Source organism: Rhodococcoides corynebacterioides NBRC 14404, assembly GCF_001894765.1.
Taxonomy (GTDB): Bacteria; Actinomycetota; Actinomycetes; order Mycobacteriales; family Mycobacteriaceae; genus Rhodococcoides; species Rhodococcoides corynebacterioides.
On record NZ_BCWV01000003.1, the window covers coordinates 792,920 to 819,159 of the forward strand.

29 protein-coding genes are annotated in these 26,240 nt (G+C 70.6%); 23 read left to right on the plus strand and 6 right to left on the minus strand.

Translation table 11 applies throughout. The annotated features are described in order from the left end of the window. Positions 1–89: 89 nt before the first annotated feature. Positions 90–485, plus strand: coding sequence for an alpha-isopropylmalate synthase regulatory domain-containing protein (locus RC2_RS09010; protein WP_068145710.1), 396 nt, complete (start codon positions 90–92; stop codon positions 483–485). 4 nt (positions 486–489) lie between these two features. Here the strand turns inward: RC2_RS09010 and RC2_RS09015 are convergent, their stop codons facing one another. Then, positions 490–1,086: an Rv1733c family protein gene (locus RC2_RS09015; RefSeq protein ID WP_068145707.1), complete on the minus strand. Its 597-nt coding sequence runs from the start codon at positions 1,084–1,086 to the stop codon at positions 490–492. 193 nt (positions 1,087–1,279) lie between these two features. Between RC2_RS09015 and RC2_RS09020 the strand changes: the two genes are divergently transcribed. After that, complete coding sequence (locus tag RC2_RS09020; RefSeq protein ID WP_068145704.1) at positions 1,280–2,224, plus strand: alpha/beta fold hydrolase; 945 nt, start codon at positions 1,280–1,282, stop codon at positions 2,222–2,224. Here the strand turns inward: RC2_RS09020 and RC2_RS09025 are convergent. Next, positions 2,221–2,613 carry a YchJ family protein gene (locus RC2_RS09025; protein WP_072681302.1) on the minus strand — a complete coding sequence of 131 codons (393 nt, stop codon included), beginning with the start codon at positions 2,611–2,613 and terminating at the stop codon, positions 2,221–2,223. The two genes, RC2_RS09020 and RC2_RS09025, sit on opposite strands and share 4 nt — an antisense overlap. 120 nt (positions 2,614–2,733) lie before the next feature. Here RC2_RS09025 and RC2_RS09030 point away from each other — a divergent pair, with 120 nt between their 5' ends. From RC2_RS09030 to RC2_RS09045, 4 genes are read left to right on the plus strand one after another with little or no spacing between them, the layout of a single operon-like run. Then, the gene (locus RC2_RS09030) at positions 2,734–3,432 is read left to right on the plus strand and encodes a FadR/GntR family transcriptional regulator (protein WP_068145699.1); all 699 of its coding nucleotides are present in this window, start codon (positions 2,734–2,736) and stop codon (positions 3,430–3,432) included. Positions 3,433–3,475: 43 nt separating this feature from the next. Beyond that, a complete protein-coding gene (locus RC2_RS09035; protein WP_068145696.1) occupies positions 3,476–3,685 on the plus strand; it encodes a heavy-metal-associated domain-containing protein in 210 nt (69 codons plus the stop codon). Further along, entirely contained in the window at positions 3,682–5,964 is a 2,283-nt protein-coding gene (locus RC2_RS09040) for a heavy metal translocating P-type ATPase (RefSeq protein WP_068145693.1), read from the plus strand. The genes RC2_RS09035 and RC2_RS09040 overlap by 4 nt, the downstream gene beginning before the upstream one ends. A gap of 10 nt (positions 5,965–5,974) precedes the next feature. Further along, positions 5,975–6,976, plus strand: a complete 1,002-nt coding sequence (locus RC2_RS09045; RefSeq protein ID WP_068145689.1) for a sigma-70 family RNA polymerase sigma factor — start codon at positions 5,975–5,977, stop codon at positions 6,974–6,976. A 14-nt stretch (positions 6,977–6,990) separates the two neighbouring features. On the opposite strand, the gene RC2_RS09050 is transcribed toward RC2_RS09045, so the two are convergent. After that, the gene (locus tag RC2_RS09050; RefSeq protein WP_068145686.1) at positions 6,991–7,983 is read right to left on the minus strand and encodes an LLM class flavin-dependent oxidoreductase; all 993 of its coding nucleotides are present in this window, start codon (positions 7,981–7,983) and stop codon (positions 6,991–6,993) included. A 246-nt stretch (positions 7,984–8,229) separates the two neighbouring features. On the opposite strand from RC2_RS09050, the gene RC2_RS09055 reads away from it, so the two are divergent. After that, a complete protein-coding gene (locus tag RC2_RS09055) occupies positions 8,230–8,583 on the plus strand; it encodes a histone-like nucleoid-structuring protein Lsr2 (protein WP_068145684.1) in 354 nt (117 codons plus the stop codon). 23 nt (positions 8,584–8,606) lie between these two features. Here RC2_RS09055 and RC2_RS09060 read toward each other — a convergent pair whose 3' ends face one another. Next, on the minus strand, positions 8,607–9,842 hold the full coding sequence (locus tag RC2_RS09060; RefSeq protein ID WP_245811030.1) for an APC family permease: 1,236 nt from the start codon (positions 9,840–9,842) through the stop codon (positions 8,607–8,609). Between the two features lie 142 nt (positions 9,843–9,984). Here RC2_RS09060 and RC2_RS09065 point away from each other — a divergent pair, with 142 nt between their 5' ends. Then, on the plus strand, positions 9,985–11,610 hold the full coding sequence (locus RC2_RS09065) for an AMP-binding protein (protein WP_072681305.1): 1,626 nt from the start codon (positions 9,985–9,987) through the stop codon (positions 11,608–11,610). A 1-nt stretch (position 11,611) separates the two neighbouring features. Here RC2_RS09065 and RC2_RS09070 read toward each other — a convergent pair whose 3' ends face one another. After that, on the minus strand, positions 11,612–12,655 hold the full coding sequence (locus tag RC2_RS09070) for a type III polyketide synthase (RefSeq protein ID WP_068150941.1): 1,044 nt from the start codon (positions 12,653–12,655) through the stop codon (positions 11,612–11,614). 52 nt (positions 12,656–12,707) lie between these two features. On the opposite strand from RC2_RS09070, the gene RC2_RS09075 reads away from it, so the two are divergent. The 3 genes from RC2_RS09075 to RC2_RS09080 are packed head-to-tail and all read left to right on the plus strand — an operon-like array spanning position 12,708 to position 14,432. Further along, positions 12,708–13,784, plus strand: coding sequence for a PLP-dependent cysteine synthase family protein (locus RC2_RS09075; protein WP_068150950.1), 1,077 nt, complete (start codon positions 12,708–12,710; stop codon positions 13,782–13,784). A gap of 20 nt (positions 13,785–13,804) precedes the next feature. Further along, complete coding sequence (locus tag RC2_RS18935; protein ID WP_156509763.1) at positions 13,805–13,981, plus strand: hypothetical protein; 177 nt, start codon at positions 13,805–13,807, stop codon at positions 13,979–13,981. A gap of 1 nt (position 13,982) precedes the next feature. Beyond that, the gene (locus RC2_RS09080; RefSeq protein ID WP_068150937.1) at positions 13,983–14,432 is read left to right on the plus strand and encodes a GNAT family N-acetyltransferase; all 450 of its coding nucleotides are present in this window, start codon (positions 13,983–13,985) and stop codon (positions 14,430–14,432) included. A 4-nt stretch (positions 14,433–14,436) separates the two neighbouring features. Here the strand turns inward: RC2_RS09080 and RC2_RS09085 are convergent, their stop codons facing one another. Then, positions 14,437–15,333 (minus strand): DUF5996 family protein, encoded by an 897-nt coding sequence (locus tag RC2_RS09085; RefSeq protein WP_068150933.1) that lies wholly within the window; start codon positions 15,331–15,333, stop codon positions 14,437–14,439. Between the two features lie 83 nt (positions 15,334–15,416). Here RC2_RS09085 and RC2_RS09090 point away from each other — a divergent pair, with 83 nt between their 5' ends. From RC2_RS09090 to nuoK, 12 genes are all read left to right on the plus strand, one after another. Then, positions 15,417–15,809 carry a response regulator transcription factor gene (locus RC2_RS09090; protein ID WP_068150930.1) on the plus strand — a complete coding sequence of 131 codons (393 nt, stop codon included), beginning with the start codon at positions 15,417–15,419 and terminating at the stop codon, positions 15,807–15,809. Positions 15,810–15,956: 147 nt separating this feature from the next. Further along, positions 15,957–16,322 (plus strand): NADH-quinone oxidoreductase subunit A, encoded by a 366-nt coding sequence (locus RC2_RS09095; protein WP_068150926.1) that lies wholly within the window; start codon positions 15,957–15,959, stop codon positions 16,320–16,322. Between the two features lie 45 nt (positions 16,323–16,367). Continuing rightward, entirely contained in the window at positions 16,368–16,934 is a 567-nt protein-coding gene (locus tag RC2_RS09100; RefSeq protein ID WP_068150923.1) for a NuoB/complex I 20 kDa subunit family protein, read from the plus strand. A gap of 32 nt (positions 16,935–16,966) precedes the next feature. Beyond that, positions 16,967–17,590 carry an NADH-quinone oxidoreductase subunit C gene (locus RC2_RS09105; protein ID WP_068150948.1) on the plus strand — a complete coding sequence of 208 codons (624 nt, stop codon included), beginning with the start codon at positions 16,967–16,969 and terminating at the stop codon, positions 17,588–17,590. Beyond that, positions 17,590–18,912: an NADH dehydrogenase (quinone) subunit D gene (gene nuoD / locus RC2_RS09110; RefSeq protein WP_072681306.1), complete on the plus strand. Its 1,323-nt coding sequence runs from the start codon at positions 17,590–17,592 to the stop codon at positions 18,910–18,912. Before RC2_RS09105 ends, nuoD begins: the two co-directional genes overlap by 1 nt. Continuing rightward, entirely contained in the window at positions 18,909–19,739 is an 831-nt protein-coding gene (gene nuoE, locus RC2_RS09115) for an NADH-quinone oxidoreductase subunit NuoE (protein WP_068149915.1), read from the plus strand. The genes nuoD and nuoE overlap by 4 nt, the downstream gene beginning before the upstream one ends. Beyond that, entirely contained in the window at positions 19,736–21,052 is a 1,317-nt protein-coding gene (nuoF, locus tag RC2_RS09120; protein WP_068149912.1) for an NADH-quinone oxidoreductase subunit NuoF, read from the plus strand. The genes nuoE and nuoF overlap by 4 nt, the downstream gene beginning before the upstream one ends. After that, positions 21,049–23,415 carry an NADH-quinone oxidoreductase subunit G gene (locus RC2_RS09125; RefSeq protein ID WP_068149910.1) on the plus strand — a complete coding sequence of 789 codons (2,367 nt, stop codon included), beginning with the start codon at positions 21,049–21,051 and terminating at the stop codon, positions 23,413–23,415. Before nuoF ends, RC2_RS09125 begins: the two co-directional genes overlap by 4 nt. After that, a complete protein-coding gene (gene nuoH / locus RC2_RS09130; protein ID WP_072681309.1) occupies positions 23,412–24,737 on the plus strand; it encodes an NADH-quinone oxidoreductase subunit NuoH in 1,326 nt (441 codons plus the stop codon). Before RC2_RS09125 ends, nuoH begins: the two co-directional genes overlap by 4 nt. After that, the gene (gene nuoI / locus RC2_RS09135) at positions 24,727–25,233 is read left to right on the plus strand and encodes an NADH-quinone oxidoreductase subunit NuoI (protein ID WP_072681311.1); all 507 of its coding nucleotides are present in this window, start codon (positions 24,727–24,729) and stop codon (positions 25,231–25,233) included. The genes nuoH and nuoI overlap by 11 nt, the downstream gene beginning before the upstream one ends. Beyond that, positions 25,230–25,943, plus strand: a complete 714-nt coding sequence (locus RC2_RS09140) for an NADH-quinone oxidoreductase subunit J (RefSeq protein ID WP_068149106.1) — start codon at positions 25,230–25,232, stop codon at positions 25,941–25,943. The genes nuoI and RC2_RS09140 overlap by 4 nt, the downstream gene beginning before the upstream one ends. Next, on the plus strand, positions 25,940–26,239 hold the full coding sequence (gene nuoK, locus RC2_RS09145) for an NADH-quinone oxidoreductase subunit NuoK (RefSeq protein ID WP_068149108.1): 300 nt from the start codon (positions 25,940–25,942) through the stop codon (positions 26,237–26,239). The genes RC2_RS09140 and nuoK overlap by 4 nt, the downstream gene beginning before the upstream one ends. Position 26,240: the final 1 nt, after the last annotated feature.

Here is a 26,240-nt window from a genome sequence, read left to right on the forward strand (position 1 = left end):
GCGGGGTCTGATCAGGACCGACCCCTCGCTGCGGGTCGAACGAGCGCCCGGTCGGTCCACCTCCCCCTCTCGGAAGTGACCCGCATCCCATGAGCATCAGCGCAGACATCCCCGGCATCGCCTTCGCAGCGCCCCCAGCGGCGCGCCACCTCCCCGCCCCTGCGGCCGTCCGGTTCGGCTCGTTGCGGATCTCCGGTCGCCGCGCCGGCCGCGCCGACTACACCCTGACCCTCGCCGTCGGCGACGCCATCCTGCGGGACACCGTGCGGACGCACGGACCGGCCGACGCCGTCACCACGCTGCTGTACCGCGCCGGCATCAGGCTCGAGATCCAGGAATTCCACCAGCGCACCACGGCTGCGGGCGTGGTCACGGAGCTGCGTGCACAGCAGGACCGCCGCACGGAGTGGGCCACCGGGGTCGGGGCGGACGCCGCGGAGTCGACGGCGCGAGCGCTCGTCGCGGCGGCGAACCTGACGGCGTGACCCGTCAGCGCCCCTCGGCGAACAGTCGGGCGAGGGCCTCGTCCCACTCGCGATCCCGGAGGTCGGCGTAACGGCGAGTCGCGGCCCCACGGATCGTGAGGAGGACGACTCCGGCGGCGGCGAGCACGAGCACGGTCAGGAACGCGCCGGCGACGACGTTGTCCGCGTTGCTCGGGGGTGGGGCGACCCGGTTGCCGGCCGCGTCGACCGTGATGGAGACGGTGGCGCCGGCCGGCGTTCGGGGTGGCATCGCGACCGTGCCCTCGTGCTCGCGGCCGTCCAGGGTCCACGTCGCAGGCGTGGCCAGCGAGCTCGACGCCCCGGAGGTGACGTCGGCTCCGGTGGTCGTCGCCGAGGGCGCGTCGGCGGTGGTGGTGGCCTCGACGGTGTGCAGGGACACTGCAGCAGCGTCGGCCGACCGAGCCAACTGGCCGTAGCCGAAGACACCGAGCACGACGGCGAACGGCACGATCAGGAGGAACACGGTCAGCGTCGTGCGGTGCAGGCGCGCCTCGGCGCGGTCCACGGGCCGGACCAGCGGATTGTCGGCCACGTGCACGGGGCGCGTCTGCCGGTTCCTGCGCTTCTGCATGTCGCTCATCGGTAAGTCCCTCTCCCCTCGACCGTGCCGCCGACCCCCGAGCCGCCTCTATACCCTTCGGTGTTCCCCCTCCGTCCGGTTTGCAGTCCTGCCGCCGGGTGTGGAGTCGCACACGCCGCGGCTGGTTACTGTTACCGTGTGTCATAGCAAATATCGTCGTCAGAGGATCGAGAGTCCACGGAAGGGTTCCCCGATGCCGCCCACCGAGCAATCGACCGTCTCCCGCCCCGGGGTCGACCTGGCGGTGTTCGTCACCGGTCGCCGCGACGCCCCGACCCTCGTCCTCATGCACGGATGGCCGGACACCCACGAGCTGTGGACGCACGTCGTCCCGTTGCTCGCCGATCGGTACCGCGTCGTCACCTACGACGCCCGCGGCGCCGGCGCATCGACCACCCCGAAGCGCACCCGCGACTTCCGCCTCTCCGAGCTCGCCGCCGACCTCCGGGCCGTGATCGACCATGTCTCCCCGTCCGCCGCGGTCCACGTCCTCGCGCACGACTGGGGCGCCGTCGAGGCCTGGGAGGCCGTCGCCGAGGCGGACGCGCCGACCCGCATCGCCTCGTACACCTCGGTGTCCGGACCCAACCTGGACCACCTCGGCCGGTGGACGCGCTCCCGCCTGCGCAGGCCTCGTCCGCGCGGCGTTCTGCAGGTCCTCGCCCAGCTCCGCGCCTCCTGGTACACGGTGACCTTCCACGTGCCGCCGCTGGCGCGAGTGCGGATGTGGCGGATGAAGCGGAAGGGCTGGACGACGTTCGTCGGCGAGTTCTCCGGCGTGCCGGCGTCGATGGCGGTCGAGTCACCCACCCTGCTCGACGACGCCTGGAACGGGCTGCGCCGCTACCGCGCCAATCTGGCCCCGCGTCTGCTGCGCCCGCGGCGTCGGTACGTCGACGTGCCGGTCCACCTCGTCGTGAACACGCGTGACGCCGCCGTGCGGCCGTTCCATTACGACGACACCCGCCTCTGGGTCCGCGACCTCTCCCGCACGGATCTCGACGCCGGCCACTGGTCACCGCTCTCCCACCCGTGGGACATCGCGCGCATCACCGCCGCGTTCGTCGAGAGCGTCGAGGGGACGTCGACCGCGCACACGGGCGGCGCGGCCGAGCCGACGAGGCTCGCCTCCCGCTAGATGCCGTCGACGTAGACCCACCGCCCGTCGACGCGGGCGAAGGTGCTGGTCTCCCGCAGCCGACCGGACCGTCGGCCGTCGCGAAAGTGGGCCTCGAACTCGACCGTGCCTTCGGTGTGGAACGGGCCCCCTGCGGTCGTCCCGAGGACGTCGAGCGACGTCCACACCCGACCGTCGTCGAGGTCGAGCGTGCTCGGCAGGGTGGCGGGGTGCCACGTCGCCAGCAGGTGTGCGTCGTTGCCCGTCGCGAAGGCGGTGAAGCGCGAGCGCATGAGCCGCTCGGCCGTGGGTGCGGCGCGCGGGTCGGCGAGGACCGGGCCGCAGCACGCGGACATGGGCCGGCCCGAGGTGCACGGGCAAGGGTCGGGCCGCTGGGTCACGCACGCCATCCTAGGGACCCGTTGCGGCGGGTCGGGCTCCACCACAGATAGATATATTGCTTTCTCGCATCGAGACTAGAGTCCGATATACGCCCCGACAGACCCCCGGGCCCCGACTACAGTGGCGCCATGACGCTGTCGGACAGTTGGGCCAGCAAACAGGCCACGGTCACCCGGGTGGGGGCCGCCGAGGCCGTGCTGCGCGAACTGCGCTCGGCCATCGAGGGCGGTGAGCTCGGCGTCGGCACCCGACTGCCGTCGGAGGCCTCCCTCGCCACCCGGTTCGGCGTCAGCCGCTCGGTCGTCCGCGAGGCCCTGCGCTCCACCACCGCGCTCGGCCTGACCGAAACCCACACGGGCAAGGGGACCTTCGTGGTCTCGACGCGGGTCGAGGCGGACGCCGTCTTCGGTAACCACTCCGCCGAATCCCTGCGCGAGGCACGCCCACACATCGAGATTCCCGCCGCCGCGCTGGCCGCCGAACGCCGCTCGGACGACGACGTCGACGCCCTGCGCGAACTGCTGCGACGCATGGAACGCGAAGCCGACCCCAAGGAGTGGGTGCGGCTCGACGGCGAGCTGCACCTGCGCATCGCCACCGCGAGTGGAAACGACGTCTTCTCCGCCGTGCTCGCCGAGATCCGGGAGGCGCTCGCCGGCCAGTCCGAGCGGGTCAACCTGCTCCCCGACCGCGTCACCGCCTCGAACGCGGAGCACCGCGACATCGTCGACGCCATCGCGGCGGGGTCGGCCGACGCCGCGTCGGCGGCGATGAGTCGGCACCTGCGGCGCGTCCAGGACGCGTTGGGGCAGCTCAGCACCCGCTGATCGGGAGGGTTGACGCCATACCCCTGGGGGGTACCCTGAAGACATGACCACCACGAGCATCACCGTCACCGGCATGACCTGCGCCCATTGCGTGAACGCCGTGACCGAGGAGGTCGGCGCTCTCGACGGCGTCACCGGAGTCACCGTCGATCTCGCCACCGGCCGGGTCGACGTCGAGTCCGACGCCCCCGTGTCGGCCGACGCCCTCGCCGCCGCCGTCGACGAGGCCGGGTACGAGATCGCACCGTCGTGACGACGACGTCCCCGGCCGTCGCGCCCGTCCTGCGCCTCGACATCGGCGGGATGACCTGCGCATCCTGCGCCGCGCGGATCGAGAAGAAGCTGAACCGACTCGACGGCGTGACGGCGACGGTCAACTACGCCACCGAGCAGGCCGTCGTCGAGACCGCCACCGTCACCACCGACGAGCTGGTCGCCGCGGTGGAGAAGGCCGGCTACACCGCGACCGTGCCGACGCCCGATCCCGAGCCGGACGGCGAGTCCGAATCCGCGTCCCCGCCGGCCGCCGATCCCCTCCGCACGCGGCTGGTGGTCTCCACCTGGCTCACCGTGCCCGTCGTCGCGATGGCGATGATCCCCACCCTGCAGTTCGAGTACTGGCAGTGGCTCTCCCTCACGCTCGCCGCTCCCGTGGTGGTGTGGGGCGGTCTGCCGTTCCACCGCGCCGCCTGGACCAACCTCCGCCACGGCGCCACCACCATGGACACCCTGGTGTCCGTGGGCACGCTCGCCGCCTTCGGCTGGTCGCTCTACGCGCTGTTCCTCGGCCACGCCGGAATGCCGGGCATGACCCACGCCTTCCGGTTCACGGTGGAGCGATCCGACGGCGCGGGCAACATCTACCTCGAAGCCGCCGCGGGCGTGACCACCTTCCTGCTCGCGGGTCGCTACCTGGAGGCGCGCTCGAAGCGCAGCGCCGGCGCCGCCCTGCGCGCCCTGCTCGACGTCGGGTCCAAGACCGCCACCGTGCTGCGCCACGGACGCGAGACCACCGTGCGCGCCGACGATCTGGTGGTCGGCGACGTCCTGGTGGTGCGTCCCGGCGAGAAGATCGCGGCCGACGGCGTCGTCACGGTGGGGACGTCGTCGATCGACGCGTCGGCGATCACCGGCGAGTCCGTCCCCGCCACCGTCGAGCCCGGCGACGCCGTCACCGGCGGCACCGTCAACGTGGGCAACGCACTCGAGATCACGGCCACCCGCGTCGGACCCGACACGGCGCTGGCACACATGGCGCGCATCGTCGAGGACGCCCAGAACGGCAAGGCCGACGCGCAGCGGTTGGCCGATCGGGTCTCGGCCGTGTTCGTCCCCGTCGTCATCGCCCTCGCCGCGGCCACGCTGATCGGGTGGATGCTGCTCGACGGCAGCTGGTCCGCCGCGTTCACCGCGGCCGTCGCGGTGCTGATCATCGCGTGCCCGTGCGCACTCGGACTGGCGACGCCGACGGCCCTGCTCGTCGGCACGGGACGCGGCGCGCAGCTCGGCGTGCTGATCAAGGGCCCGGAGGTGCTCGAGCGGACCCGCCGCGTGGACACCGTGGTGCTCGACAAGACCGGCACGGTCACCACCGGCGTCATGACGGTGCGGTCGGTGGTCACGGACGGAGCGGACACCGACGAGGCCGACGTTCTCCGCCTCGCCGCCGGCGCCGAGTCGCGCTCCGAACACCCCGTCGCCCGGGCGATCGTGCGTGCCGTGGGTTCGGTACCTACCGCCACCGTGCCCGCCGCTACCGGGGCCGAGAACCTGCCCGGTCTCGGGGTCCGCGCGACGGTGGACGGCCGCCGGGTCACCGTCGGACGTCCCGATCTGCTGGGCGCACTGCCGACGGCCCTCGACGACGCCGTCACCGCGGCCGAGTCCGCGGGTGCCACGGCCGTCGTCGTCGCGCTGGACGAGCGGCCGGTGGCCGTCGTCGCCGTGGCCGACACGGTGAAGGACACCTCCGCCGAGGCGATTCGCGAATTGCGGGAGCTCGGCCTCGAGCCGATCCTGCTGACCGGCGACAACGCGGCCGCCGCGCAGGACGTCGCGACGCGCGTGGGCATCGACCGCGTGCTGGCGGGAGTTCTGCCGGAGGGGAAGGTGTCCGCGATCGCCGACCTGCAGCGCGAGGGTCGGGTCGTCGCGATGATCGGCGACGGCGTGAACGACGCCGCGGCCCTGGCGACCGCCGATCTGGGGTTGTCGATGGGCACCGGCACCGACGCCGCCATCGAGGCCGGCGACCTCACCCTGGTCCGCGGCGACCTGCGGACGGCCGTGGACGCCGTCCGACTGTCGCGGGCGACGCTGCGGACGATCCGGGTCAACCTGTTCTGGGCGTTCGCCTACAACGTCGCGGCCATTCCGCTCGCTGCGGCGGGCATGCTGAATCCCATGTTCGCCGGTGCGGCGATGGCACTGAGTTCCGTGTTCGTGGTGACCAATTCGCTACGCCTGCGGAGATTCCGATCCGCGGTGACGGAGCAGTCCGTTCCCCCGGCGCAGGGTCCGCGAGCGGACTAGTCTCTCGCGCATGACCGTGACGCAGGACGGTGCGCGGCGAGCGGCGACCCCCGGGCGGCCCGACGAGTTCATGACCCTCGCCGAGCCGCACCGTCGTGAACTGCTGGCGCACTGCTACCGCATGACCGGCTCGATCCACGACGCCGAGGACCTGGTGCAGGACACGTTCGTCCGCGGCTGGAAGGCGTACGGAAATTTCAAGGGCGACTCGTCGCTGCGCACCTGGCTGTACCGCATCGCCACCAACACCTGCCTGACGTCGCTCGAGGGTCGCGCGCGTCGGCCGCTGCCGTCCGGGCTCGGCGCACCGTCGGCCGACCCGTCGGACGAGTTGGTCGAGCGCCACGAGATCGCCTGGCTCGAGCCGTTCCCCAGCCGGGATTCCGACGACGATCCGGCGACGGCGGCCGTCACCCGCGATTCCGTACGACTGGCTTTCGTCGCTGCGCTGCAACACCTCTCGGCTCGACAGCGTGCGGTGCTGGTGCTGCGCGAGGTGCTGCAGTGGAAGGCGGCCGAGGTGGCCGAACTCCTGGGCACCTCCACCGCGGCGGTCAACAGCCTGCTCCAGCGCGCCCGTGGTCAGATCGAGCAGATCATGCCCAGTGAGGACGATGTCGACGAACCCGAATCACCGGCGACGCGGGAGCTGCTCCAGCGGTACGTCGAGGGCTTCGAGACCTACGACATCGACGGCATCGTGAAGCTCTTCGCCGCCGAGGCGATCTGGGAGATGCCGCCGTTCACGGGGTGGTACCGCGGGCCGGCCGACATCGGCGGCCTGATCTCCACCAAGTGCCCGGCCACGGGGCCGGAATCGATGCGCATGGTCGAGACCGTCGCCAACGGTCAGCCGGCCTTCGGGCTCTACATGCTCGGCGAGGACGGCGTGCATCGCGCGTTCCAGTTGCACGTCCTCGAGATCGTCGACGGCAAGGTCGGGCACGTGGCGTGCTTCTTCGATCTCGACCTGTTCGAGCGGTTCGGGCTGCCCGCCACCTACCCGGGCTGACGGTCGGGCCCGTATCAGGCCACGGCGGCGTGCAGGTGCTCCTGCGCGAGCAGGCGGTAGGACGCGAGACGCTCGTCGACGTCGTCGATGCCGCTGGCCACGATGACCTCGTCCACCCCGTAGCGGTCCGCGAACTGCGTGATGTAGCGCGACGCCTCGGCCGGCGTGCCGACGGCGGTGAACCTGGTCATTCCCTGGATCTGCCGCCCGGCGGGCGAGTCCATGATGAGGTCGACCTCCTCGGGGGTGAAGGTCTGTCCCCGGCCGACCATCTGCACCACGCGGCGGCGCAGGCCCTGCTCGCGCAGCTCGTGAGCCCGCGCAGCGCTGTCGGAGACCACCGCGTTGACGCCGGCGATCACATAGGGCTCGGCCAGGCTCGCCGACGGGCGGAACGTCTCCCGGTAGACCGAGACGGCCTCACCCAGCGAGTCGGGAGCGAAGTGGGAGGCATTGGCGTAGGGCAGGCCGAGGTGGGCGGCGAGCTGCGCGCCGAACAGCGACGATCCGAGAATGTAGAGCGGCACGTTCGTCCCGGCTCCGGGGACGGCCGCGACGCCCGGTACCCGGCTCGCGCCGGCGAGATACGCCTGCAGTTCGAGGACGTCCTGCGGGAAGGTGTCGGCGGACGACGGATCGCGACGCAGCGCCCGCATGGTGTTCTGGTCCGATCCCGGTGCACGGCCGAGGCCGAGGTCGATGCGCCCGGGATGGAGGGTCGCGAGGGTGCCGAACTGCTCCGCGACGGTCAGCGGGGAATGATTCGGCAGCATCACACCGCCGGCGCCCAGGCGAATGGTGGACGTGTGCGCGGCGACGTGCGCGATGACCACCGAGGTCGCCGACGAGGCGATGGACGGCATGTTGTGGTGTTCGGCGTACCAGACCCGGCGATAGCCCGACTCCTCCGCCGCCTGCGCCAACGCCACACTGGCAGCGAAACTGTCGGCGGCCGTACGGCCCTCGGCGATATGGGCGAGATCCAGAACGGACAGCGACACGACCACGGCAATACCTCTTTCGATAGCGACTTCTCGGAGTGCAACCGCGGGGGTGCCGTCGTTGTTCCCCGGACCTACCGCTCGGTTCCGACGTGCCCGAATCGCCGTCGATAAACCCACTCTCGCATTGTTCCGGGCATCATGGATAAACTCCGGGTCGGAACCGAATTCCACCCGACTCGTCCGTCAGGTCGACCCGTCGCGGTCGGTGTCGGTCGGGGAGTCTCCATCGCATCGAAGAGAAGGGCCGTCATGGCGAAGCAGGTCTACGTGGAATTGGTCGACGACATCGACGGTTCGCCCATCAAATCGGGCAAAGGGGAAACCATCGGATTCGCGGTGGACGGCGTCGATTACGAAATCGATCTCGGTACCAAGAATGCCAAGGAATTCCGGAAGCAGCTCGACTACTGGACCGGCTACGCCACCAAGCTGAACGGGCGCGCCAAGAAGGCGAGTGCGAAGAAGGCGGCACCCACCACCTCGACCCGAGACCCGTTGCAGACCAAGGCGATCCGAGAGTGGGCGGGGCAGAACGGATTCACCGTGTCCGCACGCGGCCGCATTCCGGCCGAGGTCGAAGCGGCCTACAACGCCGCTCAGTAACGCCGCTCGGTCACGCCGCTCGGTCACGCCGCTCGGTCACGCCGCTGCACCACGGCACGTCCGACCAGCCCGAGGGAGACCACGGCCGCACCCACCGCGACGGACGTCGGCGGCAGCGACACCACGAGCGCGCCGCAGCCGAGCAGCCCCACCCACTGCAGAATTCGGGGATAGCGCCGAGCGGTTCCGCGCTGCCGTGCCGCGGCGATATCGGCCACCGCGTAGTACAGCAACACTCCGAACGACGAGAATCCGATCATCTCGCGGATATCGATCGTCGCCGCGAGAATCACGATCACCGCCGCGATCGTCAGGGTGGCCGCCCGCGGGGTCGACCGCGCGTCGTCGATGCGCGCGAGTCGTGCCGGCAGATCACCCTCCCGCGCCATGGCCAGGGTGGTCCGGGAGAGTCCGGCGAGCAGCGCGAGCAGCGCACCCGACGACGCGAGCACGGCGGCGCCGCGCACCGCGGCGTCCAGCGCCGGATGCTCCAGCTCGGCGACGGCCGCCGCGAGCGGAGCGGAGGAGCCGGCCACACCGTCGACCCCGAGAATGCCGAGCACGGTCACCGCGACGGCCGCGTACGTCACCACCACGACCGCGAAGGCGAGCACCACGGCCCGCGGGATGGTGCGCGCCGGATCGCGCACCTCCTCACCGAGAGTGGCGATCCGGGCGTACCCCGCGAAGGCGAAGAACAGAATCCCCGCTGCCCCCAGCACTCCGCCGAGGCCCGGACCGCTCGACGGGACGACGGCGGCCAGGTCGGGTGACGACGCCGCCCCGGCGACCACCGCGGCCAGCAGCACCGCACCCACCACGGCCACGACGACGCGAGTGGCGAACGCGGTGCGGGTGATGCCGGCGAGGTCGATCGCGGTGACCACGAGGACCACCACGACGGCGACCGGGCGAGCATGGTCGGGCCAGGCGTAGGCGCCGACGGTCCAGGCCATCGCAGCGCAACTCGCGGTCTTGCCCACCACGAAGCACCAGCCCGCGGCGAACCCCCACCACTCGTTCAGTTCGGCTCGGCCGTAGGCGTAGACACCGCCCGACGTCGGATGTTGCGCGGCCAACTGGGCGGTGGACGTCGCGTTGCAGAAGGCCACCACGGCGGCGACCGCCAGAGCGGGCAGCAACCAGGACCCGGCAGCCGCCGCGGCCGGACCCAGCGCGGCGAAGATCCCCGCCCCGATCATCGATCCCACCCCGATGGCCACCGCGTCGAACGTTCCGAGTCGTCTCGCGAGCGGCACGGCGGTCACTCTAGGTGGACGGCGGCCGGTGCGCGTTTCGATGAATGGCGATTAACCGAAACCGGCCCGCCGCAGGGTGTGCTGCGTTAGCGTCGGTCGCACCGCTGCCCGCTGTGCTCGTCCCACCCACCCGGAGGAACCCGTGTCCGAGCCGTCCCTGTCCGCCGGTGAGACCACCACACCGCTGCTCACCGACACCATCGGCGACGACTTCGACCGCACCGTCGCCCGCGTCGGGTCGAACGACGCGCTGATCGACGTGGCGTCGGGACGTCGGTGGACGTACGACGAGCTGCGTCGCGACGTCGACGCCGTCGCCCGCGGGCTGCTGGCCGACGGGGTCGCGGTGGGGGATCGCGTCGCCGTCTGGGCACCCAATCGGCCCGAGTGGACGATCCTGCAGTACGCCACCGCCAAGATCGGCGCGGTGCTGGTGACCGTCAACCCGGCCTACCGCGCGCGAGAGCTGCAGTACGTGCTGACGCAGGCGCAGGTGTCGATCCTGGTGGCCGTCACCGCACACGCGACCAGTGACTACGCCGCGATGATCGAGGAGGTCCGCGGCGACTGCCCCGATCTGCGCCGCGTGGTGTTCATGGACACCGACGACTGGGCGGCGGTCGCGCAGGCGGGGGAGACGGTGTCGGCGGAGACGCTGGCGACCCGCTCGGCCGAGCTGACGGCGGACGACGCGATCAACATCCAGTACACCTCGGGCACCACCGGCTTCCCCAAGGGCGCGACCCTGAGCCACCGGAACATCCTCAACAACGGCTACTTCGTCGGCGAGCTCTGCCACTACACGGAACGCGATCGCGTCTGCATTCCGGTGCCGTTCTATCACTGCTTCGGCATGGTGATGGGCAACCTGGCCTGCACCTCGCACGGTGCAGCGATGGTGATTCCGGGTCCGTCGTTCGACCCCGCCGCGGTGCTGCGGGCGGTGTCGGCGGAGCGATGCACGTCGCTCTACGGCGTGCCGACCATGTTCATCGCCGTCCTCGCCGCGCTCGACGGCGCCGGCGACGACAGTGCAGCCGACCACGACCTCGGCAGCCTGCGCACCGGCATCATGGCCGGTTCACCGTGCCCCACCGAGGTGATGAAGCAGGTGATCGAAGTCCTCGGCATGACCGAGGTGTCCATCGCGTACGGGATGACCGAGACGTCACCGGTCTCGTTGCAGACCCGCTCGGACGACACCCTCGAGCAGCGGGTGTCCACCGTCGGTCGCGTCGGCCCGCACCTCGAGGTGAAGATCGTGGACCCGGTGACGGGGGAGACGGTGCCGCGCGGCGAGCCGGGCGAGCTGTGCACCCGCGGCTACTCGGTGATGCTGGGGTACTGGAACAACCCCGAGAAGACCGCCGAGGCCATCGACGACGACCGGTGGATGCACACCGGCGACATCGGGATCATGGACGACGACGGCTACGTCGCCGTCACCGGCCGGATCAAGGACATGGTGATCCGGGGCGGCGAGAACATCTACCCGCGCGAGATCGAGGAGTTCCTCTACACGCACCCCGACATCCTCGACGCGCAGGTGGTCGGCATTCCCGATGCGAAGTACGGCGAGGAACTGCTGGCCTGCGTGCGGCTGCGCGACGGGGCGGCGACCCTCACTGCGGACGACCTGCGCGAGTTCTGTCGAGGACAGCTGGCGCACTACAAGATTCCCCGCTACGTCGAGGTGCTCGACGAGTTCCCCATGACCGTGACGGGCAAGGTCCGCAAGATCGAGCTGCGGGAGCGGTTCGCGCGGTAGGTCAGGCCCGGAACAGCATGGTCTCGGCGGTGAGGCCGGGTCCGAACGCCATCGCGCAGCCGCGACCGGTGTCGCCGCGGTCCATCATCTCCTTCAGCACGAAGAGCACCGTCGCCGAGGACATGTTGCCGTAGTCGTTCAGGACCGTCCGGGACGCCGACAGCCGGTCCGGCGCCAAGTCCAGCGCGCCCTCCACGGCGTCGAGAATGGACCGGCCGCCGGGATGGATCGCCCAGAGGTCGATCGACGACGCCTCCGCGCCCGAGAGCACCGCCTTCATCGTGGGGGCGTCGAGCGCGCGCGACAACGACCCCGGCACCTTGCCGGACAGCACCATGTCGAACCCCATCCCGCCGATCCGCCACGTGATGAGATCACGGGAGTCCTCGATCATCAACGCCTGGAACGATTCCAGGGCCAGGCCCTGCTCCTCGGCCGTGACCAGCACCGCCGCGGCGCCGTCGCCGAAGACGAGGAAGGACAGCATGGTCTCGAGATCCTGCGTGGCCTGCATGTGCAGCGAGCACAGCTCGACGCTGACCACCAACACCCGCGCGGTCGGCTCGGAGCGCACGATGTGGTGCGCGAGCTTGAGTCCGTTGATGCCGGCGAAGCAGCCCATGAAGCCGACCTGCGTGCGCTCGACCGTGGTGGGGACGCCGCACCGGCGCATGATCTCGAAGTCGATGCCCGGCGCGTAGAACCCGGTGCAGGTCAACACGATCAGGTGGGTGATGTCGGCAGTACCGGCGCCCAGCCCCAGGCCGTCGACGGCCCGCACCGCGAGATCCGGTGCGCTGCGCTCGAACTCGATCATGCGGGTCTCGGTGTCGACGGCGTTGGGATCGTCACCGTAGAAACTCGCGACCGACGGGAACGCCGCCCACCGATGGCCGATCTGCGCGCGCTCGGCCATCCGACGGAACAGCAGGTGCCCCCGCCGCTCGGCGAAGGAGTTCTGCGCGTACGCGACGAAGTCGTCGTGCACGTCGTACTCGGGAACCGCGGTGGCGATCGCGTTGACGTAGGCGGTGGTGGGGCTCACCCGAAGGGGGTTCCCGCCCACTGCACGGCCAACCACGACGACAATGGCGGGCATGCGCATCGAAGATCGTGACTGGGTGGAGAACGCGCTGCGGATCGTCGAGGCCGACGCGAACCGCAGCGCGGACACCCACCTGCACCCGTTCCCGCTGCCCGCGTCGTGGGGAATCGACCTCTACCTCAAGGACGAGTCGGTGCACCCCACCGGATCGCTCAAGCACCGTCTGGCGCGTTCGCTGTTCCTGTTCGGACTCGCGAACGGCGACATCGGCCCGCACACCACCCTCGTCGAGGCGTCGTCGGGATCGACCGCGGTGTCCGAGGCCTACTTCGCCCGCCTGATCGGGCTCGAGTTCGTCGCCGTCATGCCGGCGTCCACCTCGCCCGCCAAGATCGCGTTGATCGAGCGATACGGCGGAATCTGCCGCCTGGTCGAGTCCTCGGGCGCGGTGTACGACGTGGCGGAAGAGCTGGGCGCACAGGAGAACTGGTTGTACCTCGACCAGTTCACCAACGCCTCGGTGGTCACCGACTGGCGCGGCAACAACTCCATCGCCGCTTCCATCTTCGACCAGATGTCCCTCGAGCGGTTCCCCGTCCCGTCGTGGGTCGTGGTCGGCGCGGGCACCGGCGGCACGTCGGCCACCATCGGCCGCTACGTCCGCTACCGCCGCGTCCCGACGCGCGTCTGCGTCGTCGATCCCGAGGGCTCGGCGTTCCACGATGCCTGGCTCACCGGTCGACGCGACGTCGTCGGCACGGGGTCCCGCATCGAGGGCATCGGTCGTCCGCGCGTCGAGCCGTCGTTCGTCCCTGCGGTCATCGAACGGATGGAGCGCGTGCCCGACGCCGCGTCGGTCGCCGCGGCCCGCATGCTCGGTCGCGTCACCGGACTGCACGCGGGCGGGTCCACCGGAACCAACCTGATCGGCGCGTTCCGACTGGTGTCGGAGATGCGCGCGGCGGGCGAGCGCGGCAGCATCGTCACCCTGCTCTGCGACGGTGGGGAGCGGTACGAACACACCTACTACGACGACGCGTGGGTCGCCGAGCGCGGCTGGGACCTCGCCGCCGAGCACGAGCGCATCGACCGGTTCCTCGCCACCGGTCAGTTCGCCGACGAGGCGTGAGCGCGGACTAGCCTGGCGGTATGGCCGAGAACGAGCACGAGACCGCGGACTCCCAGCCCGTGTCGTCCGAACCCGCGTCGTCCGAACCCAAAGGCGGCCGCCCGGGCCCCGTCGATCAGGGCGGCGCCGGCGGCATGGCGACCCGGGAGAACGCACCCGAGGTGGCCGAGACCGACGCGCGCGAGGGTACCGACTGACGTGGCCACCATCGGGCGCGCGACCGTCCGGGACGCCGATCCGACTGTGCTGTACCGGATTCTGCGTCTGCGGACGCAGGTGTTCGTCCACGAACAGCGCATCGTGGACGACGAGGAGATCGACGGTCGGGACCTCGAGGAGACGACCACGCTCTTCTGGGTGGAGGAGAACGGCGCCGACGGGACCACCGAGGTCCTGGCCACCCTCCGCCTGCTCCAGGACGACCTGCCGGCGCATGTCGGCCGCGTCGCGACGGCGCAGCAGGCCCGTGGACGCGGCCTCGCGGCCGACCTGGTGCGGGCCGCGCTCGAGCACGCGGGAACCGACGTCGCCATCTCCGCGCAGGCGTACCTCGAGGGCTGGTACGGCCGCCTCGGCTTCGTCCGGACGGGGGAGAACTACCTCGAGGCGGGCATCGACCACGTGCCCATGCTGTTCAGGCGACCCTGACCGGTCAGGCGCGCGGCCACTCGGCGAGCTCCGCGGCGACGGCGGCCGTACTGCGCAGGAAGTCCAGCAGCAGCGCGTCGGGATCGTCGGCCCGACGGACGTCGGCGTAGGGCAGGACGAACTCGCCCAACGCGGAGTCCCAGTACGCGGCGGCCGGGGTCACGGCGGCCTCCTCGTAACCGTCGGGCTGCGGATAGGCGTAGGAGTAGAACACCCCTTCCGACGCTCCGCCGGGCCAGTAGCCCGCGCTCGAGAGTTCGGCGCGGTACGCCTCGTGCATCACCCAGTCCGGGCAGTGGGGGATACCGCCGGGATGGGTCGGCGCGGACCGGCCCGAGAATCGGGTGACCGCCAGATCGAAAGCACCCCAGAAGAAGTGCGACGGACTGGACTTGCCGTCGAACTCCGCGCGGAACCGGGAGAAGACCCGATCCGCCGAGACCAGGGAGCGCCAGAACCGGGTGACCGCCTCGGCGTCGTAGCTCGCGTGCACGGTGTCGTCGGCGAAGGGGATGGCCGTCTCGAGTTCCACCGGCACGGGCAGGTAGGTCACCTCGACGTCGAGAGCCCGCAGCATCGCGTCGAACTCCCGGTGGAAGTCGGCGACGGGCATGGGGCGCAGATCGATGCGGCGGGTGTCGCCGCGCGTGGTCGTGGCGACGAGGGCGTGCGCGACGAAGTCGAAGCGGATCTCCAGGCCGCCGTCGCGGTACGGCATCAGCGAGGTCGTCAGACCCGTCGCGTCGACGTACAGGGTGACGCCCCACCAGTGATTCACCGGCGGCGCGAGCGCCATGCGGACCTTGCCGACGATCTGCGTCCAGAGATGCAGGGTGTCGCGGGTGTCCTGCCAGGACGCCACCTCGAGCTCGGGCCAGAATTCGTGCGTCACACGGCGAATCCAATCACGGTTCGGTGCAGAAATCCCCCGTGAGCGTGGAGAACTGCACCGAAGATCCGGCCCGGTCCGCTAGCGTCGGGCGGGTGACGGACGAGTCGGTGACGGTGCTGGTCTACAGCAGTCGGGCCGAGACGCGTGCGCTGGTGCACGCCGCCCTCGGCACCCGCCCCCATCCCGATCTGCCGCCCGTCACGTATCTCGACGTCGCGACGGGCCCCATGGTGGTCCGACATCTCGACGCCGGAACCGTCGATCTCGCGATCCTCGACGGCGAGGCCGCGCCCGTCGGCGGCATGGGGCTGGCCAAGCAGCTGCGCGACGAGGTCGCACCCTGCCCGCCGCTGCTGGTCCTCACCGGGCGGCCGCAGGACGCCTGGCTGGCGGACTGGTCGCGCGCGGACGCGATCGTCTCGCACCCGATCGACCCGTTCGAGCTCGGCCGCGCGGTCACCGCGCTCCTGCGACCCCACACCTGACCCGAGAGGTCGCGCGGGGATCACGATTCCGACACCGCCGGCGAACCCGAGTGTCGAAACCGAACCGCCCGGGACGGGAACGTCCTAGTGTGTGACTCGGATCACGTGAGAAGAGGTCACCACCTTCGACACGGGCAGGAGTGAGCGGTGAACGCCGACGCATACGTTCCGATTCTGGTTCTCGGTGCGATAGCCGTTGCGTTCGCGGTGTTCTCGGTGTTCGTCGCGTCCGCGGTGGGCCCGAGGCGCTACAACCGAGCGAAGCTCGAGGCGTACGAGTGCGGCGTCGCGCCCACCCCGCAGCGTCCCGGCGGCGGCCGCTTCCCGGTCAAGTTCTACCTGACCGCAATGCTTTTCATCATCTTCGACATCGAGATCGTCTTTCTCTACCCCTGGGCGGTGCACTTCGAGGCGCTCGGCATGTTCGGGCTGCTCGCCATGGGGTTGTTCATCGTCAACGTCTCCGTCGCCTATGCGTACGAGTGGCGACGCGGAGGACTCAGCTGGGAGTGATCGCAGCCGTACACGGGTCCGAGACCCGCGAGAGGTGAGGTGCGCATGGGCATCGAGGAGAAGCTGCCGAGCGGCTTCCTGCTGACCACCGTCGAGGGGCTGGCGGGCTTCGCTCGGAAGGGCTCGCTGTGGCCCGCGACCTTCGGACTGGCCTGCTGCGCGATCGAGATGATGTCCACCACCTCGGGGCGATTCGACCTCGCGCGGTTCGGCATGGAGGCGTTCCGCGCGTCACCGCGTCAGGCCGACCTCATGATCGTCGCCGGACGGGTCAGCCAGAAGATGGCACCGGTCCTGCGGCAGGTCTACGACCAGATGGCGGAACCCAAATGGGTTCTGGCCATGGGGGTCTGCGCCTCGTCGGGCGGAATGTTCAACAACTACGCCGTGGTGCAGGGTGTCGACCACGTGGTGCCGGTGGACATCTACCTGCCGGGCTGCCCGCCGCGTCCGGAGATGCTCATCAACGCCATCCTCACCCTGCACGCGTCCATCGCCCGGATGCCCCTCGGCGTCGACCGCGAGCGGGCCGTGCGGGACGCGGAAGCCGCGGCTCTCTCGGTGCCCGGCACGGACCCGACGTTCCTCGACGTGCCGGCGGTCCCGCGGTGACGGGCCCGACCGATCCGATCGCACCGCGCGGCATGTTCGGCGTGCACGGCTCCGGCGACACGTCCGGCTACGGCCGTCTCGCACCTCCGGCTCCCCGGCACGACACCGCGTCCCGGCCGTACGGCGAGCCGTTCGACACCGTGACGGACGCTCTCGAGCAGGCGCTGGGGCCCCTCGCGGACGACGCCGTCGAGCGGGTGGTGATCCACCGCGGCGAACTCACCGTTCACGCCGCACGGGATCGCCTTCCGGCGGTGTTGTCGGCGTTGCGGGACACCGACTCCCTGCGCTTCGAGCTCTGCCTCGGTGTCAGCGGAGTGCACGTCCCCGCCGACCCGGGCCGTGAGCTGCACGCCGTGTACCACCTGTCCTCCCTCACGCACGGCCGCCGGATCCGCGTGGAGGTCTCGGTCCCGGATTCCGATCCGCACGTGCCGTCCTCGTGCGGGATCTACCCGACCAACGACTGGCACGAGCGCGAGACGTACGACTTCTTCGGGATCCTGTTCGACGGCCACCCGTCGCTCACCCGGATCGAGATGCCCGACGACTGGGAGGGGCATCCCCAGCGCAAGGACTACCCGTTGGGCGGCATTCCCGTCCAGTTCCACGGCGCCACGATTCCACCCCCCGACCAGCGGAGGTCCTACTCCTGATGACACCGCACCAGCAGGTCACCGACGCGCCCGGCGAGCCCCGGGTCTACACCGCGGGCGGGCAGGACTGGGACGAGATCGCCGACCTCGCGAGTTCCGCCGGGGACGAACGCATCATCGTCAACATGGGCCCGCAGCACCCCTCCACCCACGGCGTGCTCCGCCTGATCCTCGAGATCGAGGGCGAGACCGTGACCGAGGCCCGGTGCGGAATCGGCTACCTGCACACCGGTATCGAGAAGAACCTCGAGTTCCGCACGTGGACGCAGGCGGTCACCTTCGTCACGCGCATGGACTACCTCTCCCCGTTCTTCAACGAGACGGCCTACTGCCTCGGAGTCGAGAAGCTGCTCGGCATCACCGACGACATCCCCGACCGCGCCTCCGTGATCCGTGTCCTGCTCATGGAGCTGAACCGGATCTCCTCGCACCTGGTGGCCCTGGCCACGGGTGGCATGGAACTCGGCGCGGTCACGGCCATGCTCTTCGGATTCCGCGAGCGGGAGCTGATCCTCGACATCTTCGAGACGATCACCGGTCTGCGCATGAACCACGCGTACATCCGTCCCGGCGGTGTCGCGATGGACCTCCCGAACGACGCCGTCCCGATGATCCGAGAACTGCTGCAGCTGCTGCCGATTCGACTCCGCGACATGAGCGCGATGCTCGACGACAACCCCATCTGGAAGGGCCGCACCCGCGGGATCGGCTTCCTCGACCTCACCGGATGCATGGCACTCGGGGTGACCGGTCCGTGCCTGCGTGCGACGGGTCTGCCCCACGATCTGCGGCGCGCGGAACCGTACTGCGGCTACGAGAACTACGAGTTCGACGTGATCACCGAGACCGAATCCGACTGCTATGCGCGCTATCTGATCCGCGTCGACGAGATGAAGGAATCGCTGAAGATCGTCGAGCAGTGTCTGGACGCTCTGCGCCCCGGCCCGGTGACGATCGCGGATCGCAAGATCGCCTGGCCCGCGAACCTGGTGTCCGAGGCCGACGGGCTGGGTCAGTCCCGTGACCACGTGAGCACCATCATGGCCGGCTCCATGGAATCGTTGATCCACCACTTCAAGCTGGTCACCGAGGGCATCTCGGTCCCGTCCGGCCAGGTGTACTCCGCGGTGGAGTCGCCCCGGGGCGAACTGGGTGTGCATCTGGTGTCCGACGGCGGAACCCGCCCCTACCGTGTCCATTTCCGAGACCCGTCCTTCACCAATCTCCAGGCGGTCGCGGCCATGTGCGAGGGCGGCATGGTCTCCGACGTCATCGCCGCCGTGGCCAGCATCGACCCCGTCATGGGTGGGGTGGACCGATGAGCGGGCGGGAACCGGTGCTGGTGCCGTTCGGCCCCGCGCCCGAGGAACGGGTCCAGCTGGTGCAGCCCGGCGCTCGTCGGTCGTACCCACCCGAGGTGCGGGAGCGGCTCGAGCGGGACGCGGCCACCGTCGGCGCTCGCTACCCCCGGCCACGCTCGGCCATCATCCCGCTCCTGCATCTGCTCCAAGCGGAGGACGGATACCTCACCCCAGCAGCCGTCGACTTCGTCTCGCACACACTCGATCTCACCGGTGCCGAGGTGGCGGCCGTCGCCACCTTCTACTCGATGTATCGACGCGAGCCCACGGGCGACTACCTGGTGGGCGTGTGCACCAACACCCTCTGTGCGGTGATGGGCGGCGACGCGATCCACGCCGCCCTCACCGAGCACCTGGCGGACGATCCCGGCTCGGTCACTCTCGAGCACCTCGAGTGCAACGCTGCCTGCGACTACGCGCCGGTGGTCATGGTCAACTGGGAGTTCTTCGACAACCAGACTCCGGAATCGGCACGCGCCCTGGTCGACGACCTGCGGTCCGGGCACCCCGTCACTCCCACCCGCGGCGCCACGCTGTGCACGTTCCGCGAGACCTCGCGCATCCTCGCCGGTTTCCCCGACCCCCGGCCGGGCGCCAACGACGCCGCCACCGCGGGCGACGCGACGCTGGCCGGACTGCGGCGGGCACACGAGACCGGTTCCGCCGCAACCGATCCGAGCTCCACCCGGGAGTCGACGACGGCGGCACCGGACGTCCCCACCGACTCCACTCCCGACGAGCCGGCACCCGCGCCGTCCGCCGACGTCCCCGGGAAGGAAGCGCGATGACGCTCACTCCGGTTCTCAGTCGCTACTGGGACCACCCTCGGTCCTGGACGCTCGAGACCTACCGCGAGCACGGCGGATACGACGGATTGGCCGCCGCTCTCGCGACGACGCCCGACGCGGTCATCGGCCTCGTGAAGGACGCCGGGCTGCGCGGTCGCGGCGGCGCGGGATTTCCCACCGGCGTCAAGTGGAGTTTCATCCCGCAGGACGGCCCGACGCCGGCGGACCAGGCGGTGCCGCATTACCTGGTGGTGAACGCCGACGAGTCCGAGCCCGGGACGTGCAAGGACATGCCGCTGCTCCTGGCGACCCCGCACGCGCTGATCGAGGGCATGATCATCGCGGCGTACGCCATCCGGTCCTCGCGCGCGTTCGTCTATCTCCGCGGCGAGGTGGTCCCGGTCCTGCGTCGCCTGCAGACCGCAGTGGCGGAGGCGTACGACGCCGGGTATCTCGGCAGCGACATCCTCGGATCCGGGTTCGATCTCGAGCTCGTGGTCCACGCGGGCGCGGGTGCCTACATCTGCGGCGAGGAGACCGCGCTGCTCGACTCGCTCGAAGGCCGACGCGGCCAGCCGAGATTGCGCCCGCCGTTCCCCGCCGTCGCCGGCCTGTACGCCGGACCGACGGTGGTCAACAACGTCGAGTCGATCGCGAGCGTGCCGTCGATCCTGGCGAACGGGGTGGACTGGTTCCGCTCGATGGGCAGCGAGAAGTCGCCCGGGTTCACCCTGTACTCCCTCTCGGGCCACGTGGAACGGCCCGGCCAGTACGAGGCGCCGCTCGGCATCACCCTGCGCGAGCTGCTGGGTCATGCCGGGGGCGTGCGTGCCGGGCACGAGCTGAAGTTCTGGACGCCGGGCGGATCCTCGACGCCGATCTTCACCGCGGAGCATCTCGACGTTCCGCTGGACTACGAAGGAGTCGCCGCGGCCGGGTCGATGCTGGGCACCAAGGCGCTGCAGATCTTCGACGAGACCACGTGCGTCGTCCGCGCGGTCCGTCGGTGGAGCGAGTTCTACGCCCACGAATCGTGCGGCAAGTGCACCCCGTGCCGGGAAGGCACCTACTGGCTCGTGCAGATTCTCGCGCGGATGGAGGAGGGAACGGCGTCCGAGGACGACCTGCAGAAGCTCCTGGACGTGGCCGACAGCATCCTCGGAAAGTCGTTCTGCGCGTTGGGTGACGGCGCGGCCAGCCCCATCGTCTCCTCGGTGAGGTTCTTCCGCGAGGAGTACCTCGAGCACGTGCGCGGCGGCGGGTGCCCGTTCGACCCCCACGCCTCCACCCTGATGGCCGGGGTGCCGGCATGACCGCCGCGCCGGAGACCCGGACGGTCGACCTCACCATCGACGGTGTCCCGATCAGCGTGCCGGCCGGCACCCTCGTCATCCGCGCCGCCGAGATGCTGGGGATCACCGTGCCGCGGTTCTGCGATCACCCGTTGCTCGATCCGGTCGGGGCGTGCCGACAGTGCCTCGTGGATGTCGAGGGGCAGCGAAAGCCGTTGGCCTCCTGCACCACCACGGTCAGCGACGGCATGGTCGTCCGTACGCAGCACAGCTCCGAGGTCGCCGAGAAGGCGCAGCGCGGTGTGATGGAACTGCTTCTCATCAATCACCCACTGGACTGCCCGATCTGTGACAAGGGCGGTGAGTGTCCGCTGCAGAACCAGGCGATGTCGACCGGCCGCACGGAGTCCCGCTTCACCGAGACCAAACGGACGTACCCGAAGCCGATCCCGCTCTCCACCGAGGTCCTGCTCGATCGGGAGCGGTGCGTGCTCTGCGCCCGCTGCACCCGGTTCTCCGAGCAGGTGGCGGGCGATCCGTTCATCGATCTCCTGGAACGCGGTGCGCTGCAACAGGTCGGCATCTACGGCGCGGAGCCCTTCCGGTCCTACTTCTCGGGCAACACCGTGCAGATCTGCCCGGTCGGGGCCCTCACCAACACCGCGTACCGGTTCCGGGCGCGGCCCTTCGACCTGGTGTCCACCCCCAGCGCCTGCGAGCACTGCGCCGGCGGCTGCGCGCAGCGCACGGACCACCGTCGTGGGAAGGTGCTCCGCCGCCTCGCTGGCGACGATCCCGCGGTCAACGAGGAGTGGAACTGCGACAAGGGCCGATGGGCGTTCGCCTACCTCACCGAGCCCGACCGCCTGACCACGCCGTTGGTGCGCGGTCCGGACGGCGAGCTCGTCTCCGCGTCCTGGCCCGAGGCGCTGGCCGTCGCCGCACGGGGCCTGGCCGCGGCCGGCGGCGACGCAGGCGTGCTGGTGGGCGGACGATCCACCGTCGAGGACGCCTACGCGTACGCGAAATTCGCGCGGGTCGCGCTCGGCACCAACGACGTCGACTTCCGGATGCGCGCGGTCTCGGAGGAGGAGTCGGACTTCCTCGCCGCTCGCGTCGCGGGGCGCGGGCTGGGGGTCACCTATGCCGACCTCGCCGCCGCGCCGATCGTCCTCCTGCTCGCTCTCGAGCCCGAGGAGGAGAGCCCGATGATCTTCCTCCGCGTGCGGAAGGCGGTGCGCACCGGTCGAACTCGCGTCGTCACCGTCGCGTCGCACCGGTCGGACGGCGCGCGCAAGTTGTCGGCCGACCTCGTGCAGGCCGTGCCCGGCGCCGAGGCCGAGGCCCTGCGGACGCTGCCCGACGACGTCCGGGCGCTGCTGGCGATGCCGGGTGCGGTGATCCTGGTGGGCGAGCGCGCCGCCGGTCGCCCCGGCCTGCCGACCGCGGCGGCCGAGACGGCCGACAGCACCGGGGCGTCGCTGGCCTGGGTCCCCCGTCGGGCCGGCGATCGGGGCGCACTCGACGCCGGCGCGCTGCCGACTCTGCTGCCCGGTGGGCGGCGGGTGGACGACGACACCGCGCGCCGCACGGTGGCCGAGGCGTGGGGAGTCGGGGACCTGCCGTCGACGCCCGGTCGCGACGTCGCCGCGATGGCGGACACGTCGTACGCCGCCCTGGTCCTCGGCGGGGTCGACGCCGCCGACGCACCCGACCCCGATGCCGTCCGTGACGCGGTGGATCGCGCGGAATTCGTGGTGGCGCTGAACATTCGCCGGTCGGAGCTGACCGATCGTGCCGACGTCGTGTTCCCCGTCGCCGCGGTGACGGGGAAGGCCGGCACCTACGTCGACTGGGAGGGCCGGCGCCGAGCGTTCCCCGCGGCACTGCCCACGGCGTCGCTGCTTCCCGACGGCCGCGTGCTCGACGCACTGGCGAACGCGATGGGCCACACGCTGGGGACGAGCGATCCGGTGACGACGCTCGCGGAACTCGACCGGCTGGGGTCGGACCCCACGGACCGACCGATGGTCGCCCCGGTGTCGCCCCCGCGTGAAGCCGCCGCTGCCGGCACAGCCGTGCTCGACAGCTGGCGGATGCTGCTCGACGGCGGCAGCCTGCAGGACGGGGAGGACGCCCTCGCCGGGACCGCGCGCACCCCGGTCGTGCGCCTGTCCGAGGCGACGGCCGTCGAGGTGGGCGTCGCCGACGGCGACCCGGTGACGCTGTCCACCGACCACGGCGCGGTGACGTTCCCGCTCGAGATCGCCGATCTGCCGGACCGCGTGGTGTGGGCGCCGCTGCACGCCCCCGGTGCGGCGCTGCAGGAGCATCTCGGCGTCGGCCCCGCCGCGACCGTCCGGGTGGCGGGAGGTGCCCGATGACCCCCGAGGCTCCCGATCTGTCGCTGTTCGGCACGGACCCGCTCTGGCTGGTCGTCGGGAAGGCGCTGGCGGTCTTCGTGTTCCTCGTGCTCACCCCGCTGCTGTGCATCCTGGCCGAGCGCAAGGTCATGGCGTGGATGCAGATGCGGGTGGGGCCGAACCGCACCGGCCCCTTCGGGCTGTTGCAGTCCCTGGCCGACGGCATCAAGCTCGCGCTGAAGGAAGGGCTGGTGCCGGCCGGCGTCGATCGCCCGATCTACCTGCTGGCTCCGGTGATCTCGGTGGTCCCGGCCTTCATGGCGTTCGCCGTCATCCCGTTCGGCCCGACGGTGTCGGTGTTCGGTCACGTCACGCCGCTGCAACTGACGGACATGCCGGTCGCGGTGCTGTACGTGCTCGCGGTGACGTCGATCGGGGTGTACGGCATCGTGCTCGCCGGGTGGTCGTCGGGCTCCACCTATCCGCTGCTCGGGGCGCTGCGGTCGACTGCGCAGGTGATCTCGTACGAGGTCGCGATGGGGCTGAGCTTCGCGGCGGTGTTCCTGCTGGCGGGCACCATGTCCACGTCCGGCATCGTCTCCGCCCAGCAGCGCCTGTGGTTCGTGGTGCTGCTGCTGCCGTCGTTCCTGATCTACGTGGTGTCGATGGTCGGGGAGACGAACCGAGCACCCTTCGACCTCCCGGAAGCCGAGGGCGAGCTGGTGGGCGGCTTCCACACCGAGTACTCCTCGCTGCGGTTCGCGATGTTCATGCTCGCCGAGTACGTCAACATGGTCACCGTCTCCGCTCTGGCCACCACCCTCTTCCTCGGCGGGTGGCGCGCGCCGTTCCCCGTCAGCTGGTGGGAGGGGGCGAACCAGGGCTGGTGGCCGGTGCTGTGGTTCACCGTCAAGGTCTGGGTGTTCCTCTTCGTCTTCATCTGGCTGCGCAGCACCCTCCCGCGCCTGCGCTACGACCAGTTCATGGCCTTCGGCTGGAAGGTTCTGATTCCGGCCGCGCTGCTCTGGGTGATGGTGGTCGCCGCGGTGCGCGTGCTGCTGGTGGATTCACCCCACGTGCGGCCGGCGACCGTCGCGGCGTCCCTCGCCTTCACCGGCGCTCTGGCTCTGGTGCTCCGCGTCCGGCTGCGCCGAGCGCGACTGCCCCGGACGGTGGCGCAGTCGGGCACCGCACCACCGGCGTCCGACGGCGAGGGCGGCGGATTCCCGGTGCCGCCCCTGCCGTCTCGGGTCGCCCGCCCCGACCCCCGAACACCCGGCCCCCGAACACCCGCCGTTCGCGTCACCGACGCCCGAGAGACGGAGCGAGCAGATGTCCCCTGACGGACCCGGCCCACTCGCGGGGTTCGGTGTGACCTTCTCCACGATGTTCAAGAAGGCGCACACCGAGTCCTACCCGGAGAAGAAGCGGCCCACCGCCACCCGGTACCACGGGCGGCACCAGCTCAATCGCTACGCGGACGGACTCGAGAAGTGCATCGGGTGCGAGCTCTGCGCCTGGGCGTGCCCGGCCGACGCGATTCACGTCGAGGGCGCGGACAACACCGAGGCACAACGCTTCTCGCCCGGCGAGCGGTACGGGCGGGTGTACCAGATCAACTACCTCCGCTGCATCGGGTGCGGCCTCTGCATCGAGGCCTGCCCCACCCGCGCGCTGACGATGACCAACGAATACGAGATGGCCGACGACAACCGCGAGGACCTGATCTACGGCAAGGACGAGCTGCTGGCGCCCCTCGCCGACGGCATGGAGGCACCGCCGCACCCGATGGCCGACGGCGCCACCGACGAGGACTACTACCGCGGGACCGTGCGGTGACCGGCGAGGCGGTCGTCTTCTGGATCCTGGCTCCCCTCACCGTGATCGCTGCGCTCGGCGTGGTGGCGTCCGCGAAGGCGGTGTACTCCGCACTGTTCCTGGCCGCGACGATGGTGATGCTCGCGGTGTTCTACATCGTGCAGGGTGCCGTCTTCCTCGGCGTGGTGCAGATCGTCGTCTACACCGGTGCCGTGATGATGCTGTTCCTCTTCGTGCTCATGCTCGTGGGTGTCGACACGTCGGACACCCTCACCGAGAACCTCCGCGGCCATCGCCTCGCGGCCGTGGTGATCGGACTCGGGTTCGGCATCCTCCTGATCGGCGGTCTGGGCAACGCCTCGCTGACCGGGTTCAGCGGGTTCACGGGCTCCACCGGTGGGGGCGCGGGCGTCGGCACCGTGGAAGCCCTGGCCGAGCTGATCTTCGTGCGCTACGTCTGGGCGTTCCAGCTGACCGGCGCCCTCCTGATCACCGCGACCATCGGGGCGATGGTGCTGACGCACCGGGACCAGGTGGGCACCGCGAAGACCCAGAAGCAGTTGTCGCAGGAGCGGTTCCGCCGCGGTGATCGCGTGACGCCGCTGCCGAGCCCCGGCGTCTACGCCCGGCACAACGGCGTGGACCGGCCGGCGCGACTGCCCGACGGCGCCCCGGCGCCCACGTCCGTCGGACGCCAGTTCCGCAACCCGACCGACGGGAGGCAGCCGTGAATCCCGACCACTATCTCTACCTCGCCGCGGCGCTGTTCACCATCGGGGCGTCCGGAGTCCTGCTGCGGCGCAACGCCATCGTGGTGTTCATGTGCGTGGAGCTCATGCTCAACGCGGCCAACCTGGCCTTCGTCACCGTGGCCCGCACCCGCAGCGAGGTCGACGGCCAGGTCTTCGCCTTCTTCACCATGGTGGTCGCGGCCGCCGAGGTGGTGGTGGGTCTGGCGATCATCATGGCCATCTTCCGATCCCGTCGATCCGTCTCGGTCGACGACGACAGTCTGCTGAAGTTCTGAC

Bases quoted from the DNA above. Each gene is read 5' to 3' on its own strand.
- RC2_RS09010 (WP_068145710.1), top strand. From the start codon at position 90: ATGAGCATCAGCGCAGACATCCCCGGCATCGCCTTCGCAGCGCCCCCA.
- RC2_RS09015 (WP_068145707.1), bottom strand. From the start codon at position 1,086: ATGAGCGACATGCAGAAGCGCAGGAACCGGCAGACGCGCCCCGTGCAC.
- RC2_RS09020 (WP_068145704.1), top strand. From the start codon at position 1,280: ATGCCGCCCACCGAGCAATCGACCGTCTCCCGCCCCGGGGTCGACCTG.
- RC2_RS09025 (WP_072681302.1), bottom strand. From the start codon at position 2,613: ATGGCGTGCGTGACCCAGCGGCCCGACCCTTGCCCGTGCACCTCGGGC.
- RC2_RS09030 (WP_068145699.1), top strand. From the start codon at position 2,734: ATGACGCTGTCGGACAGTTGGGCCAGCAAACAGGCCACGGTCACCCGG.
- RC2_RS09035 (WP_068145696.1), top strand. From the start codon at position 3,476: ATGACCACCACGAGCATCACCGTCACCGGCATGACCTGCGCCCATTGC.
- RC2_RS09045 (WP_068145689.1), top strand. From the start codon at position 5,975: ATGACCGTGACGCAGGACGGTGCGCGGCGAGCGGCGACCCCCGGGCGG.
- RC2_RS09055 (WP_068145684.1), top strand. From the start codon at position 8,230: ATGGCGAAGCAGGTCTACGTGGAATTGGTCGACGACATCGACGGTTCG.
- RC2_RS09075 (WP_068150950.1), top strand. From the start codon at position 12,708: ATGCGCATCGAAGATCGTGACTGGGTGGAGAACGCGCTGCGGATCGTC.
- RC2_RS18935 (WP_156509763.1), top strand. From the start codon at position 13,805: ATGGCCGAGAACGAGCACGAGACCGCGGACTCCCAGCCCGTGTCGTCC.
- RC2_RS09100 (WP_068150923.1), top strand. From the start codon at position 16,368: ATGGGCATCGAGGAGAAGCTGCCGAGCGGCTTCCTGCTGACCACCGTC.
- RC2_RS09105 (WP_068150948.1), top strand. From the start codon at position 16,967: ATGTTCGGCGTGCACGGCTCCGGCGACACGTCCGGCTACGGCCGTCTC.
- nuoD (WP_072681306.1), top strand. From the start codon at position 17,590: ATGACACCGCACCAGCAGGTCACCGACGCGCCCGGCGAGCCCCGGGTC.
- nuoE (WP_068149915.1), top strand. From the start codon at position 18,909: ATGAGCGGGCGGGAACCGGTGCTGGTGCCGTTCGGCCCCGCGCCCGAG.
- nuoF (WP_068149912.1), top strand. From the start codon at position 19,736: ATGACGCTCACTCCGGTTCTCAGTCGCTACTGGGACCACCCTCGGTCC.
- RC2_RS09125 (WP_068149910.1), top strand. From the start codon at position 21,049: ATGACCGCCGCGCCGGAGACCCGGACGGTCGACCTCACCATCGACGGT.
- nuoH (WP_072681309.1), top strand. From the start codon at position 23,412: ATGACCCCCGAGGCTCCCGATCTGTCGCTGTTCGGCACGGACCCGCTC.
- nuoI (WP_072681311.1), top strand. From the start codon at position 24,727: ATGTCCCCTGACGGACCCGGCCCACTCGCGGGGTTCGGTGTGACCTTC.